The sequence below is a fragment of the Roseovarius halotolerans genome, from assembly GCF_900172255.1.
GTDB classification, from domain to species: Bacteria; Pseudomonadota; Alphaproteobacteria; order Rhodobacterales; family Rhodobacteraceae; genus Roseovarius; species Roseovarius halotolerans.
This window is the reverse complement of the sequence record NZ_FWFU01000004.1, coordinates 161,845-176,161: the sequence shown is the minus strand read 5'-3', so window position 1 is coordinate 176,161 and position 14,317 is coordinate 161,845. Positions and strand designations below refer to the sequence as shown.

The 14,317-nt window shown below is 66.7% G+C and carries 12 protein-coding genes; 6 read left to right on the top strand and 6 right to left on the bottom strand.

Annotation, left to right across the window (positions count from 1 at the left end; all coding sequences use genetic code 11):
- The first annotated feature begins 3 nt into the window (after nt 1-3).
- The 6 genes from ROH8110_RS15630 (at nt 4) to ROH8110_RS15605 (ending at nt 6,998) form a co-directional block, all read left to right on the top strand.
- The gene (locus ROH8110_RS15630; protein WP_085818692.1) at nt 4-768 is read left to right on the top strand and encodes an SDR family oxidoreductase; all 765 of its coding nucleotides are present in this window, start codon (nt 4-6) and stop codon (nt 766-768) included.
- On the top strand, nt 765-1,301 hold the full coding sequence (locus ROH8110_RS15625) for a lipocalin family protein (RefSeq protein ID WP_121143720.1): 537 nt from the start codon (nt 765-767) through the stop codon (nt 1,299-1,301). Before ROH8110_RS15630 ends, ROH8110_RS15625 begins: the two co-directional genes overlap by 4 nt.
- Nucleotides 1,298-2,707, top strand: a complete 1,410-nt coding sequence (locus ROH8110_RS15620; RefSeq protein WP_085818691.1) for a carnitine 3-dehydrogenase — start codon at nt 1,298-1,300, stop codon at nt 2,705-2,707. The genes ROH8110_RS15625 and ROH8110_RS15620 overlap by 4 nt, the downstream gene beginning before the upstream one ends.
- 4 nt (nt 2,708-2,711) lie before the next feature.
- Nucleotides 2,712-3,872 (top strand): acyl-CoA dehydrogenase family protein, encoded by a 1,161-nt coding sequence (locus ROH8110_RS15615; protein ID WP_085818690.1) that lies wholly within the window; start codon nt 2,712-2,714, stop codon nt 3,870-3,872.
- A gap of 292 nt (nt 3,873-4,164) precedes the next feature.
- Nucleotides 4,165-6,216, top strand: coding sequence for an acetate--CoA ligase family protein (locus ROH8110_RS15610; protein WP_085818689.1), 2,052 nt, complete (start codon nt 4,165-4,167; stop codon nt 6,214-6,216).
- The gene (locus ROH8110_RS15605; RefSeq protein WP_085818688.1) at nt 6,213-6,998 is read left to right on the top strand and encodes a carnitinyl-CoA dehydratase; all 786 of its coding nucleotides are present in this window, start codon (nt 6,213-6,215) and stop codon (nt 6,996-6,998) included. Before ROH8110_RS15610 ends, ROH8110_RS15605 begins: the two co-directional genes overlap by 4 nt.
- Before the next feature lie 64 nt (nt 6,999-7,062).
- On the opposite strand, the gene ROH8110_RS15600 is transcribed toward ROH8110_RS15605, so the two are convergent.
- The 6 genes from ROH8110_RS15600 to sfsA all read right to left on the bottom strand — a co-directional run bounded on the left by ROH8110_RS15600 (nt 7,063) and on the right by sfsA (nt 14,297).
- The gene (locus ROH8110_RS15600) at nt 7,063-8,439 is read right to left on the bottom strand and encodes a TRAP transporter large permease (RefSeq protein ID WP_085818687.1); all 1,377 of its coding nucleotides are present in this window, start codon (nt 8,437-8,439) and stop codon (nt 7,063-7,065) included.
- Nucleotides 8,439-9,104 carry a TRAP transporter small permease gene (locus ROH8110_RS15595; protein WP_085818686.1) on the bottom strand — a complete coding sequence of 222 codons (666 nt, stop codon included), beginning with the start codon at nt 9,102-9,104 and terminating at the stop codon, nt 8,439-8,441. Before ROH8110_RS15595 ends, ROH8110_RS15600 begins: the two co-directional genes overlap by 1 nt.
- An 87-nt stretch (nt 9,105-9,191) precedes the next feature.
- Entirely contained in the window at nt 9,192-10,193 is a 1,002-nt protein-coding gene (locus tag ROH8110_RS15590; RefSeq protein ID WP_085818685.1) for a DctP family TRAP transporter solute-binding subunit, read from the bottom strand.
- 356 nt (nt 10,194-10,549) lie between these two features.
- The gene (locus ROH8110_RS15585) at nt 10,550-11,791 is read right to left on the bottom strand and encodes a sigma-54-dependent transcriptional regulator (RefSeq protein ID WP_085818684.1); all 1,242 of its coding nucleotides are present in this window, start codon (nt 11,789-11,791) and stop codon (nt 10,550-10,552) included.
- Nucleotides 11,788-13,563, bottom strand: coding sequence for a sensor histidine kinase (locus tag ROH8110_RS15580; protein ID WP_085818683.1), 1,776 nt, complete (start codon nt 13,561-13,563; stop codon nt 11,788-11,790). The genes ROH8110_RS15585 and ROH8110_RS15580 overlap by 4 nt, the downstream gene beginning before the upstream one ends.
- A 32-nt stretch (nt 13,564-13,595) precedes the next feature.
- Entirely contained in the window at nt 13,596-14,297 is a 702-nt protein-coding gene (gene sfsA, locus ROH8110_RS15575; protein WP_085818682.1) for a DNA/RNA nuclease SfsA, read from the bottom strand.
- Between the last annotated feature and the right edge of the window lie 20 nt (nt 14,298-14,317).

Here is a 14,317-nt window from a genome sequence, read left to right as displayed (position 1 = left end):
ATCATGGGACAGCGTGTCGTCATCACCGGCGGTGCCTCGGGGATCGGCCTGACCTTTGCGCGCCGCTTTCATGCGCGCGGCGATCGCGTTGCGCTCTGTGATGCGGATGCATCGGCCGTCGCCGCCGCCCGGGCCGAAATGCCGGATGCCATCGCCGTCCAGGCCGATGTCACCGATCCCGCACAGATGGACGCCTTTCTTGGAAAGGTCGAACAGGATTGGGGCGGCGCCGACGTGGTCTGCGCCAACGCGGGCACCGGCGGCCCGGCGGGGCGGATCGAGGATCTCGATTTCGACGCGTGGCGCGCCTGCCTCGATGTCAACCTCAACGGCGCCTTTCTCACCTGCCGCTGGGCGGCGCGGGTGATGCGGGGGCAGGGCGCCGGGCTGATCCTCCTGACCAGTTCCACCTCCGGCCTCTATGGCGTGCCCCATCGCAGCCCCTATGTCGCGGCCAAATGGGGGCTCATTGGCCTCATGAAGACGCTGGCGATGGAGCTTGGCCCCGCAGGCGTGCGCGTCAACGCCATCGCCCCCGGCGCAGTCGAGGGCGCGCGCATGGACCGCGTCGTCGAAATGGAAGCCGCCGCCAGCGGGCTTTCCCCCGACGACGTGCGCCAGATTTACGTCAAGGGCTCCAGCCTGCGCACATGGGTCAGCGCCGACGACCTTGCCGACATGGCGCTGTTCCTCGCCTCTCCCGCCGCCGCCCGCGTCAGCGGTCAGGTGCTGGCGGTGGACGGCCATACCGAAAGCATGGTGCCATGAAACTGCGTGTCAGCCTCTTTTCGCTGCTGCTCCTTGCAGCCTGTGCCACCGCGCCCACCGGGCCGGGGTATCGCGACACGGGACAGCCGCTCTCGGTCACGACGCGCAGTGATCATGCGCGGCTCTCGGGCGACTGGGTGCTGCGCGCGGCCACGCCGCCAACGCCCGACATGGCGGGGCTGGTCGCGGTTGGCTTCCATCCGGGCGAGACCGACACATTCACCTTCACGCGCAGGGTCTGCGATGCGGGCGGCGCCTGTGAAACCCGGCGCATCACACGACCCGCCACCGTTCTGGGACCGAACCGCTGGCGGCTTTCCGGCCCCTCGGGGGCGCTGGAACTCTGGGTGGTCTGGGTCGATGAGGGCTATCGCACCGCCGCCATCGGCACGCCCGATGGCAGCTTCGGCTGGGTGCTCGACCGCGCGGCCTCGGGCGGCGGCGACCGCATCACCGCCGCCCGCGAGATACTGGAATTCAACGGATATGACGAAGGCGCACTTCGGATGCGCCCGGAAGGAGACAACACATGACAAGAACCGCAGCGATCATCGGGGGCGGCGTCATCGGCGGCGGCTGGGCCGCGCGCTTTTTGCTCAATGGCTGGGACGTGCGTGTCTTCGACCCCGACGCGCAGGCCGAGCGCAAGGTCGGCGAAGTGCTCGACAATGCCCGCCGCGCCCTGCCCATGCTCTATGACTGCGCCCTGCCGGACGAGGGCAGCCTGAGCTTTTGCGCCTCGATCGCCGAGGCGGTCAGCGGCGCGGATTGGGTGCAGGAAAGCGTGACCGAACGGCTGGACCTCAAGCACCGCGTCTTCGCCGAGATCCAGGCCGCCGATCCGGGCGCGCTGATCGGCTCCTCGACCTCGGGTTTCAAACCCTCCGAGCTGCAAGAGGGCGCCGCCGATCCGTCCCGCATCATGGTGACGCACCCGTTCAACCCGGTCTACCTTCTGCCACTCATCGAGGTCGTCCCGTCGCCCGCCACCGATCCGGGTGCTGTGGAAACCTGCAAGGCGCTGCTCACCTCGGTCGGGCTCTATCCCCTGCATGTGCGCAAGGAAATCGACGCCCATATCGCGGACCGCCTGATGGAAGCCGTCTGGCGCGAGGGGCTGTGGCTCGTGAATGACGACATCGCCACCACCGAGGAAATCGACAACGCGATCCGTTATGCCTTTGGCCTCAGATGGGGGCAGATGGGGCTGTTCGAGACCTTCCGCATCGCCGGGGGCGAGGCGGGGATGCGCCATTTCATCGCCCAGTTCGGCCCGGCCCTGGCCTGGCCCTGGACCAAGCTAATGGATGTGCCCGAAATGAGCGACGAACTGGTGGAAAAGATCGCCAGCCAGTCCGACGCGCAGTCGGGGCACCTGTCGATCCGCGAACTCGAGCGCAAGCGCGATGGCAACCTCATCGCCATGATGCGCGCGCTCCGGCAGCAGGGCAATGCCGCCGGGCGGCTGATCAACGCGCATCAGGACAGCCTGCGCCAGCCGCTTGCCGAAGGTGATCCGCTGGTGTCGCAGTCGCGGGTGATCGCGGTGGACTGGACCGATGCCAACGGCCACATGAACGAAGGCCGCTACGGGCAGATATTCTCGGACGCGGCGGATGTGGTCATGGCACATGTGGGGGCCGATGCCGATTACATCGCCTCCGGGCTCAGCTATTTCACCGTTGAATCCACGATCCGTTTCCTCGCTGAAACCCATGCCGGCGAGCGGGTCGAGGTCCATAGCCGCGTCACCGAAGGCGCGGGCAAGAAACTGCGCTGCGCCCACCAGATGATCCGCGCGGGCGATGGCACGGTGCTGGCCAGTTCCGATCAGCTGATGATCCATGTCAGCCTCGAAACCCGCCGCTCCTGTGACCCCGCGCCCCAGGTCGCCCGCCGCGTCGCGGAACTGGCGGCGCTTCATGCCGATAAGGACTGAACCCATGCATTTCGGATTGAGTGACGAACAGGAGATGATCGTCTCGACCGTGCGCAGCTTCGTCGAGAACGAGATCTATCCCCACGAGGCCGAGGTCGAGCGCAGCGGCGCGGTGCCCGCCGAGCTCGCGCAGGAGATCCGGCGCAAGACGCTGGACCTTGGTTTCTATGCCTGCAACTTCCCCGAAGAGGTCGGCGGCGCGGGGCTGGGTCATCTGGACTTCGCCCTTGTCGAGCGCGAACTCGGGCGCGGCTCGATGGCGCTCACGCATTTCTTCGGACGCCCCCAGAACATCCTCATGGCCTGCACCGGCGAACAGCGCGAGCGCTACCTCCTGCCGGCGGTGCGCGGCGAGCGGATGGACGCGCTGGCGATGACCGAACCGGACGCCGGATCGGATGTGCGCAGCATGAAATGCAGCGCCCGGCGCGACGGCGGGGATTGGGTGCTCAACGGCACCAAGCATTTCATCTCGGGCGCGGATCACGCCGATTTCGTCATCGTCTTCGTGGCCACCGGCGAGGACATGACCGACCGCGGCCCCAAGAAGCGGATCACGACATTTCTGGTGGATCGTGGCACGCCCGGCTTCACCATCCGCGACGGATACAACTCGGTCAGCCATCGCGGCTACAAGAACATGGTGCTGGAATTCGACGATTGCCGCCTGCCCGACGCGCAGGTGCTGGGCGAGGTCGATGGTGGCTTCGCGGTGATGAACGAGTGGCTCTACGCCACCCGGATCACCGTCGCCACCATGAGCGTCGGGCGCGCGCGGCGCTGCTTTGAATACGCGCTCTCGCAGGCCGCCGAACGGCGCCAGTTCGGCCAGCCCATCGGCAAGTTCCAGGGCGTGGGCTTCCAGGTCGCCGACATGATCACCGAGATCGACGCCGCAGATTTTCTCACCCTGGCTGCCGCCTGGCGGCTTGACCAGGGCCTGCCCGCCAACCGCGAGATCGCCAGCGCCAAGCTGTACGCCAGCGAAATGCTGGCCCGCGTGACCGACGCCACCCTCCAGCTGCATGGCGGCATGGGTCTGATGGACGATCTGCCCATCGAGCGGTTCTGGCGCGATGCGCGGGTCGAGCGGATCTGGGACGGCACCAGCGAAATCCAGCGCCACATCATCAGCCGCGAATTGCTGCGACCGCTCGGCGCATGAAGGCGGACGGTGCGCGGGATATCGGGGCCATCGCATCGGGGGCGCTGCCCCCGAACCCCCGAGGTATTTCCCGCCAGATGAAGACCACGGCCCGCTTCATGGAGCACCCCCCGTCCACAAGGAACGAGGGGCTTCACCTTGCGCGGCCATCGGCTCCTCAGCCTGTGCCGCGCGGCCAGTATGCCGGGGCAGGGTTAACAGCGGGTTACTTCATCTGGCCGGAAATACCTCGGGGTGAATTGGCCGAAGGCCAAAAGGGGCAGCGCCCCTTTTCTTCACGAGGGAGTCATCCATGACACGCGATCTTTCCCGCCTCTTGCGCCCGCGCTCGATCGCCGTGATCGGCGGCGGGGCGTGGTGCGCCAATGTGGTCGCGCAATGCCGCAAGATGGGCTTTGCCGGCGATATCTGGCCGGTGCATCCGCGCCGCAGCGAGCTGGGCGGCGTCGCGGCTTATGCCGAGCTCGCCGATCTGCCCGGCGCGCCGGATGCGGCATTCATCGGCGTCAACCGCCACGCCACCATCGAGATGACTCGCGCGCTTGCCCTGATGGGGGCGGGCGGGGCGGTCTGTTTCGCCAGCGGCTTCAGCGAGGCGCAGGCCGAAACCGGCGATGGCGCCGACCTTCAGGCGCAGTTGCTGCAGGCGGCGGGGGCGATGCCGGTGATCGGGCCGAACTGCTATGGCTTCGTCAATTACCTCGACGGGGCGCTGCTCTGGCCCGACCAGCATGGCGGGCAGCGCTGCGATTCGGGCGTCGCGATCCTCACGCAAAGCTCCAACATCGCGCTCAACCTCACCATGCAGGCGCGCGGCCTGCCGCTGGCCTATGTGCTGACCGCCGGGAACCAGGCGCAGACCGGCCTTGCCGATATGGGGCGCGCGCTTCTGGCCGATGATCGCGTGACCGCGCTTGGCCTGCATATCGAAGGGGTGGGCGACCTGCGCGCCTTCGAGGCGCTTGCCGCCGAGGCACATGCGCGCAACAAGCCGGTGATCGCGTTGAAGGCCGGGCGTTCGGCCCATGCGCGCGCGGCGGCGGTTTCGCATACCGCTTCGCTGGCGGGCAGCGATGCGGGCGGGCGGGCGCTCTTGCGGCGCCTGGGGTTCGCGCAGGTCTCCAGCCTGACCGCCTTGCTGGAAAGCCTGAAGCTCGTGCATTTCGCAGGCGCCCTGCCATCGAACCGGATCGCCTCGATGTCCTGCTCGGGGGGCGAGGCCAGCCTCGTGGCCGACAGCGCGACGGGGCGCGATATCGAATGTCCGCCACTTTCGACGGGCCAGCAAGCCGCGCTCAGGGAAGCGCTCGGGCCGATGGTGTCCCTCGCCAACCCATTGGATTATCACACCTATATCTGGGACAATGTCCCGGCTATGGCGTGCACGTTCACGGCGATGCTGTCGGGGGACCTGGCGCTTGGCTGCGTTGTTGCCGATTTCCCGCGCACGGATCGCTGCTCCATGGAAGCTTGGGAATGCATCATCACGGCCAGCGCCACCGCCGCGCGCGACAGCGGCAAGCCGCTTGCGCTGATCGCCACCTTGCCCGAGGCGCTGCCCGAACCCGTTGCCCTGCGCGGCATCGAGGCGGGGCTCGTGCCGCTGCTCGGGCTTGATGATGCGCTGAGCGCGATCGAGGTTGCCGCCTTTCTCGGCCGGCCCCGCCGCGATCCCGCACCGCTTCTGCTGCCCGGCGCGCCCAGGGCGCCCGTCACCCTCAGCGAGGCCGAGGCCAAGGCGGCACTCGCCCGGCATGGCGTGGCGGTGCCGAACGCACTGCGTGCCGGTGACGATGCGGCGTTGCAAGACGCCGCGCAGCGGATCGGCGCGCCGCTCGCGATCAAGGCCGAGGGCCTTGCCCACAAGACCGAAGCGGGCGGCGTCGTGCTGGCGCGCGATGACGCGGCCGCCGCCATCGCCACCGCGCGCGCCATGCCCTGCGAAAGCTGGCTGGTCGAAGAGATGATCACCGACGGGCTGGTGGAGTTGCTGGTCGGCGTCACCCGCGATCCGGCGCATGGCTTCGTGCTGACGCTCGGCGCGGGCGGCACCCTCACCGAGATCATCGCGGACAGCGCACAGCTCCTGTTGCCCGTGACCCGCGCCGATATCGATGCTGCGCTCGACGGGTTGCGCATCGCGCCCCTTCTGGCGGGCTATCGCGGTGCGCCGCCGGTCGCGCGCGCCGCCATTGCCGATGCGGTGCTGGCGGTGCAGGATTACGTGACCCGCCATGCCGAACACCTCGAAGAGGTGGAAATCAACCCGCTCATCTGCACGCCCGACCGCGCCGTGGCGGTGGATGCGCTCATCACCATCGCAACCATCGGAGAGACGCCATGACAGAGAGCCCCGTCAAGACAAGCCGCTCGGGCCATGTGCTCGAGGTGACGCTGGACCGGCCCAAGGCCAACGCCATCGACATCGCCACCAGCCGCATCCTGGGTGAAGTGTTCCGCGATTTTCGCGACGATCCCGACATGCGCGTCGCCCTCATCACCGGCGCGGGCGAGAAATTCTTCTGCCCCGGCTGGGATCTCAAGGCCGCCGCCGATGGTGACGCGGTGGATGGCGATTACGGGCCGGGCGGATTTGGCGGCATTCAGGAAATGCGCGCGATGAACAAGCCGATCATCGCCGCCGTCAACGGCATCTGCTGTGGCGGCGGGCTGGAATGGGCGCTCTCGGCCGATATCATCCTGGCCGCGGATCACGCGCAGTTCGCCTTGCCCGAGATCCGTTCGGGCACGGTGGCCGATGCCGCCAGTGTGAAACTGCCCAAGCGCATCCCCTATCACATCGCGATGGAAATGCTGCTGACCGGGCGCTGGATCGACGCTGAAGAGGCCGCCCGCTGGGGTCTCGTCAATCAGGTCCACCCCGCGGGCGACCTGATGGCGAAGGCGCGCGAAATGGCCGGGCATCTCGCATCGGGGCCGCCCCTTGTCTACGCCGCACTCAAGGAGATCGTGCGCGAGGCCGAGGCGATGACCTTCCAGGATGCCATGAACCGGATCACCCGGCGCCAGTTTGAAACCGTGGATGTGCTTTATGCCTCCGAGGACCAGGCCGAGGGCGCCCGCGCCTTCGCAGAGAAACGCGACCCGGTCTGGAAGGGGAAGTAGCGCGCGCAAATGAAAACGCGCCGCCCCACGGGGGGACGGCGCGTATCACTCGTTACCGCAAACTCTATTTCGTAATGATCTCTGGCCCCATGAAGGTATTGGGCAGCACCGTCGATATCCACGGGATATAGGTGATCAGGATCAGGAACACGAAGAGCACCGCGAGGAAGGGCAGGGCGGCGCGCACGACGCTCATCATCGGCATCCCCGCCACGCCCGAGGTCACGAACAGGTTGAGACCAACCGGCGGCGTGATCATCCCGATTTCCATGTTGACCACCATGATGATGCCGAGGTGAATGGGGTCGATCCCCAGCTCCATCGCGATCGGAAAGACCAGCGGCGCAACGATCACCAGAAGGCCCGAGGGCTCCATGAACTGCCCGCCGATCAACAGGATCACGTTGACCACGATCAGGAACATCACCGGCCCGAACCCGGCATTCAGCATCGCACCTGCGATCTGCTGCGGGATCTGCTCGTCGGTCAGCACATGCTTGAGGATCAGCGCGTTGGCGATCACGAATAGAAGTGTCACCGTCAGCTTGCCCGCCTCGAACAATGTGTGCCGCGTATCGGCATGGAAGAAGGCCGTGATCAGCGCCTGCGGCTTGTGCAACAGGCTCAGGTTGCGCCCTTCGCCCTTGGTCGCGAGCGGCCCCATGTCCTTGTAGACGAACGAGGCGATGAAGAACGAATAGACGGCGGCCACGGCGGCGGCTTCGGTCGGCGTGAAGATGCCGCCATAGATACCGCCCAGGATGATGACGATCAGGAACAGCCCCCAGGCCGCATCGCGCCCCGAAGACAGGATCTCGCCCCAGCCCAGCCATTCGCCCTTGGGCATGTTGCGAAGCCGCGCCATGACGTAGATCGCCGTCATCAGCATCCCGCCCGCCATCAGGCCGGGGATCACGCCCGCAAGGAACATGCGCCCGACCGAGACCTCGACCGCGGCGGCATAGACCACCATCACGATCGAGGGCGGGATGAGAATGCCAAGCGTGCCCGCATTGGCGATCACCCCGGCGGCGAAGTCGCGCGTATAGCCGACCTGCCGCATGCCCGCGATGACGATCGTGCCGATGGCGACCACCGTCGCCGGGCTCGACCCCGACAGCGCCGCGAACAGCATGCAGGCAAACACCCCTGCAATCGCCAGCCCGCCATGCAGGTGCCCCACGCAGGCAATCGAGAATCGGATGATCCGCTGCGCCACGCCGCCCGTCGTCATGAAGGACGAGGCGAGGATGAAGAACGGGATCGCCAGCAGGGTGAAATGCCCCTCGAAGGCCTCGAACAGGGTCTGCGCGATGGAGGCCATCGAACTGTCCGAGAACCACAGCAGGAACAGGGTCGAACTCAGCCCCAGGGAAATGGCGATCGGCACGCCGACCAGCATCAGGCCGATCACCATGACGAAAAGAAGAAGGACTTCCATTACTCATGCTCCCCTTGCTGGGCGCGGATATTCTCAAGCTCGTCCTCGACCTCATGGCTGGCGACCAGCCGATCGCTCTCACCCCGCCAGATCGCGCCCGCGGCCTGCGCGAAACGCAGCGTCAGCAGCAGCATCGAGATCGGCAGCACGAGGTAAGGGATCGCCTTGGGGATCTTCTCATAGCTCTGCCCCTCGTTGATCAGCGTCTCAAGGAACTTCAGCGGCGCGATCATCGGGATGTCCTGCACCTCGTACCAGCCCTGGCCACGCATCTCGAAATTGAGCCCGGTGGGAAACCAGCGGCCCGTTGTCGGCGGCAGCTCGGCATAAGGCGCCCAGTAATCCCAGGCTCCCTTCAGCAGCATCAGCGCGAACACGAGGCAACAGGTCACCGAAAACAGCGCCATTCCCCGGCGCAGCCCCTGCGGCATCATGTTGAGCAGCGCATCCACCCCCAGATGGGCGCGTTTCTTCACCGCATAGGAGGCGCCCAGCAAAACCAGCCAGCCGAACATGAACACGGTCAGTTCAAGCGCCCACAGGATATTGGAATTGAACAGGTATCGCGCGACGACATTGGCGAATGTCACCATCGTCATCAGACCGAGAAGCGCGGCGATCACCGTCTCCTCTATCCTGTCCGTCGTGCTGTGACGGGTCTGCATCTCTCCCCCTCCCTCTCACCGGGTAAGAAAAGGGCGGGCCATGCGAAACGGCCCGCCCGCCGGTTGCGCCAGTGGCGCAACGCGGTGTTACATGCTGGCGTTGATCGCCTGGGCCGCGTCGATGGTCTCCTGGCCGACGTCGTCCTTGAACTGTTCCCAGACCGGCTTCATGGCCTCGACCCATTTCTCACGCTGCTCGGGCGTCAGCTCGCGCACCTCGCCGCCGGCGTCGATGATCGCCTGCTTGGCCTCCTGGTTGACCTTGGCGGATTCGCTGTTGCGGGTCTGCGTGACCTCGTTGACGATGGTCAGGAACTGCTCGCGCACATCCTCGTCAAGCCCGTTGAGCCAGTCGATATTGGTCACGACCAGGTAGTCGATCACACCGTGGTTGGTCTCGGTGACGCCATCCTGCACCTCGAAGAACTTCTTGCCGTAGATATTCGACCAGGTGTTCTCCTGCCCGTCCACGACACCCTGCTGCAACGCGCCGTAAACCTCGGAAAAGGCCATTTTCTGCGGGCTGCCGCCGATCGCTTCCATCTGCGCGACCAGAACATCCGAGGACTGGACCCGGAACTTCAGGCCCTCGGCGTCGCTCGGCTCGATCAGCGGCACGTTGGCCGACATCTGCTTCATGCCATTGTGCCAGTAGGCCAGCCCCTGAAGGCCGCGGCGCTGCATCGAATCCAGCATGGCCTGGCCGGTTTCCGACGCCTGGAACGCGTCCACCGCTTCGATGTCCTTGAACATGAAGGGCAGGTCGAACAGGCGGAACTGCTTGGTGAACTGCTCGAATTTCGACAGCGACGGTGCGGCCAGCTGCACATCGCCCTGCAACATGGCTTCCAGGACCTTGTTGTCATTGTAGAGCGTCGAATTCGGATAGACTTCCATGCACATCGTGCCGTCCATCTCGTCGTTCACGCGCTGCTCCAGCAACGAGGCAGCGATCCCCTTGGGGTGCTTGTCGGTATTGGTGACGTGGCTGAACTTGACGACGATCTCGCCATCGTCACAGGCCGCGAAAGCGCCGCCAGCGCTGAGGCTCAGGGCCATCGCGGTTGCGGTGGCTGTCAGGAATTTCATGTCAGTCTCCTCCCATTCATTGAGACATTGCAATCAGCGTCTTCAATGACGCGACGCAGGCATGTTTTCGCATACCGGCCATGCGCTCAAGTCAAGAGCCGGAAAAAACAGCAATCCCTGAGAAATTGAAACAATATCAAATACTTGCAATCAAGTTGCGCCCCGCGCCACGATGCTGCGTTACAGCATTGTGCGGCATCCCGCACAGCGCGATTGGGTATTGTGCGGATTTTCGCACACGACTCGGTCCCATCGTCGTCCCGCGCCCGGCCCGCCCTTCATCTGGCCCGAAATACCTCGGGGGGTCCGGGGGGCTGGCCCCCCGGCCTGGCCCGGCAAAGCGCGCTGCGTTCGCACTATCCGCGCCGGAACTCCTCGGGGCGGATGCCATAGCGCGCCAGCTTGTCGTAAAGCGTCTTGCGCGGCAGTTTGAGCACCTTCGCCGCCTCCGACGCCCGCCCGTTCTGACGGCTCAGCGCCGCGATCAGCAAGGATCGCTCCACCCGCGCCATCTGTTCGGCCAGCCCCAGCTCGGCCGCCGCCTGGGTTTCTCCGGGCATGCCCAGCACGAAACGCATCGCCGCGCTCATCAGCGAGCGGGCATTGCCAGGCCAGTCCTGCGCCATCAGCGCCGCCATGTGATCGGGCGCGATTTCCGGCATCGGCAGCCCGGCCTGCTCGGCCGCCAGCGCGACATAGTGGCGAAACAGCACCGGGATGTCCTCGGGCCGCTCGGCCAGCGACGGGATGCGCACCGGCATCACATCCAGCCGGTAGTACAGCTCGGCATGCATCCGCCCGGCTTCGACCTCGGACGCGATGTCGCCGCTCGCGCCCGCGATCACCCGCGCACCCGCGCCCTGCTCGATCCGTTCCAGCAGCGCATATTGCGCCGCGCTCGGCAGCGCCGCCACCTCATCCAGAAACAGGCTGCCCCCGGCAGCGGCGCTCAGCGCGGCGTCCAGCGCCGCAAGATCCAGCGAGGCGGCGGGGCGCTTGACGAAGGGTCCGGTGGCGTCGGGCGACATCAGGTGGATCACTTCGGCCACCTTGGAAATCCCCGCACCCGGCGGGCCGCTGACCAGCACCTCGGCCCGCGTGCGCGCCACCGCGCGCACCCTTGCGCGCAGGTCCTCGGCGATGCGCGAAGTGCCATGCAGCATCCGCGCCGCCGGGTCGCCGGTTTCCAGCTGCGCCTTGAGACGCCGGTTCTCCAGCACCAGCCCGCGGGTTTGCAAGGCCCGGTGCAGCACCGCCAGCAGCGCATCGGGCGCGCAGGGCTTTTCCAGGAAGTCGAACGCGCCTTGCCCCATCGCCTCGACCGCCATCGGGATATCGCCCTCGCCGGTCAGCAGGATCACCGGCAATTCCGCATCGACCTTCTGGGCATGCGCCAGCAGGTGGAACCCGTCGCGCCCCGGCATGCGGATGTCCGACAGGATCACCCCGGTGAATCCCGGCGCGATATGGTCCTTCGCCTCGATGAAGGATCCCGCGGCCAGCGCATCCAGATCCGCCAGTTCCAGCGTCTGGGTCAGGGCCTCGCGCACGGCGGCGTCGTCATCCACCACCAGCACCTTCTGCGGCGTCGCGCTCATGCGGCGTCCTCCCGGTCTTCGTCCTCGTTTTCGGGCCAGCGTTCCAGCTCAACCCGGAACACCGCGCCGCCCTCCTTGGCGTTGCGGCCCCGGATCTCGCCGCCGAAACTCTGCACCAGCCCGTATGAGATCGACAGGCCCAGCCCCATACCCTCCGATCCGCCGACCTCCTTGGTCGTATAGAAGGGGTCGAAGATCTTTTCGGGCTCGTCGATGCCGGGGCCGGTGTCGCTCACCTCGATCGCCACCACCGGGTCCCCCGGCTCGATGGTGATCGTGATGCGCTTTTGCTCGCTTTCGGTCATGGCGTCGGCGGCATTGGAAATCAGGTTCAGCAGGACCTGTCCCAGCCGCACCTCGCCCGCCTGCACCATCACCGGGCCGGCGGGCGGGTGCCATTCCACACCGACGCGGTCGCGTTCAAGCCGGGTCTCGGTCAGTTCCAGCGCCTGTTCGATCACGCTCACCAGATCGACCTTCGCGACGGGTTCGCTTTCGTGGCGGGCAAAGGCGCGCAGGTTGCTGATGATCCGCGCCATCCGCGCCGCCAGATCGGAAATGCGCGACAGGTTCCGCCCGGCCATGTCGGCCTTGCCCTTGCCAAGGAAGGTGGCGCCGTTATCGGCGAACTGGCGTATCGCCATCAGGGGCTGGTTCAGCTCATGGCTGATCCCGGCCGAGATCTGCCCCAGTGCGCTCAGCTTCCCGGCCTGCACGAGGTCGCTTTGCGCCTGTTTCAGCGCGGCCTCGGCCTCCAGCCGTTCGCTTACCTCGCGCCGCAGCGCGAGGTTCGCGCCCGAGAGCTCGGCGGTGCGCTCGTTGACGCGCTGTTCCAGCCGTTCATTGGCCCGCGCCAGGATGCGCCGCCGCTCGGCCGCCTGGAACAGCAGCGCGCCGAAGGCCAGGCAGATCACCGCGAAGACGCTGGCCTGCAGCCCCGCCACCCATTGCGCCTGCGCCACGTCCAGCAGGGCATGACCGGTCATGCCGATCACCGGCAGCTCCCTCGCCAGATGCAATGCGCGCGTCGGCAGGTAGTCGCCCCACTCCATCCGCCACAGCTCATGCCCCGCCACGCGGTCGGCCTCGAAGGCGGGTGCGCGTGCGCGCCCGCGCGGCAACAGCCCCGCGCCACCAGAGCCCGTGCGCCAGAACAACAGCTCCGAGCGGTTCGAGACGAATACCCGCCCCGCCGCATCGGTAAAGAAGACGGCGGGCTGGCCGCCGATCCAGTCCCATTCGAGTTCGGCGATGTCGATCAGCACCACCAGCACGCCGCGTACCTCGCCCTCGCCGGGGCCAAAGGCGGGGGCGGCATAGATATAGGCGCGCTGCCCCGCGCGCCCGTAACGCCCATAGCTCTGCCCAAGCGCGCCATTCAGCGCCCGCTCGAAATAGGGTGTGCCCGTCAGGCGGTCCGGGCTGTCCCCGGCGCGCGCCAGAACCCGCCCCCCCGGATCGGCGTATAACAGCCCCAGCGCCCCGGTCTTGTCGGCGGCATCCAGCAACAGCGCCTGCGCCGCGCGGTTGTCCCCGCCCCGGCGCAACGCGGCCAGCTCGGGATGCTCCGCCATCAGCACCGCCAGCTCCTGGTAACGGCGCAACTGCCCGGTGAACCGGTCCGAAGCCAGCGCCAGGTCCGACGTCGCCTGCTTTTCCAGCTGGTTCAGCGCCTGCCCATAGCCATAGCGCCAGATCCCGCCGGCCAGCAAACCGACCACCAGAACGAACAGCGCGACGACCGCAAGACGTTTTCCCGGCGCATGTGTCATGACGGCCTTTTTAGGCGGTGGCGCGCCCGCTGTCACGCCATCCCGACAGCGCGCCCCAAGGTGATCCCTTGCACGTCGATGCGCGTGTCATAGACCAACAGCTCGACCCCGGCATCGCGCGCCTTTGCAAATGCCGCGCTGTAGGCCGGGTCGATATCGTCCGCCAGCGCGAAGGCCCGCGCATCGCCACGCTGGATCAGATAGAACATCACCGCCCTGTGGCCGTCGCGCGCCATCTGCGCCAGTTCGCCCAGATGCCGCGTGCCGCGCGCCGTCACGCTGTCGGGAAACTCGGCCAGACCCGGCTCGCGCATCAACGTGACCGATTTCACCTCCACATAGGCGTCGCGCCGCCCCGCGCCCTCGAGCAGGAAATCGACCCGGCTGCCTTGCCCGTATTTCACTTCGGCGCGCAGCCGCTCATACCCGGCCAGTTCCGGCACCTCGCCCGCCTCCAGCGCCGCGCGCAGCGCGCGGTTGGGCAGCATCGTGTCGACCCCGGTGAATTGCCCCTCGCCATGCTCCACCAGACGCCAGCCATATCTCAGCTTCTTTCGCGGATCGTCATTGCGCTCCACCCAGATCCGCATCCCCGGCTCGGCAAGCCCGGTCATCGCGCCGGGATTGGCGCAGTGGCAGACCACCTCCTGCCCGTCCTGCAACCTGATATCGGCCAGGAAACGCTTGTAGCGGCGGATCAGCACGGCAGGCTCAAGAGGGGTTTGAAAGCGCATGGCGACGGGCCTATACCGAT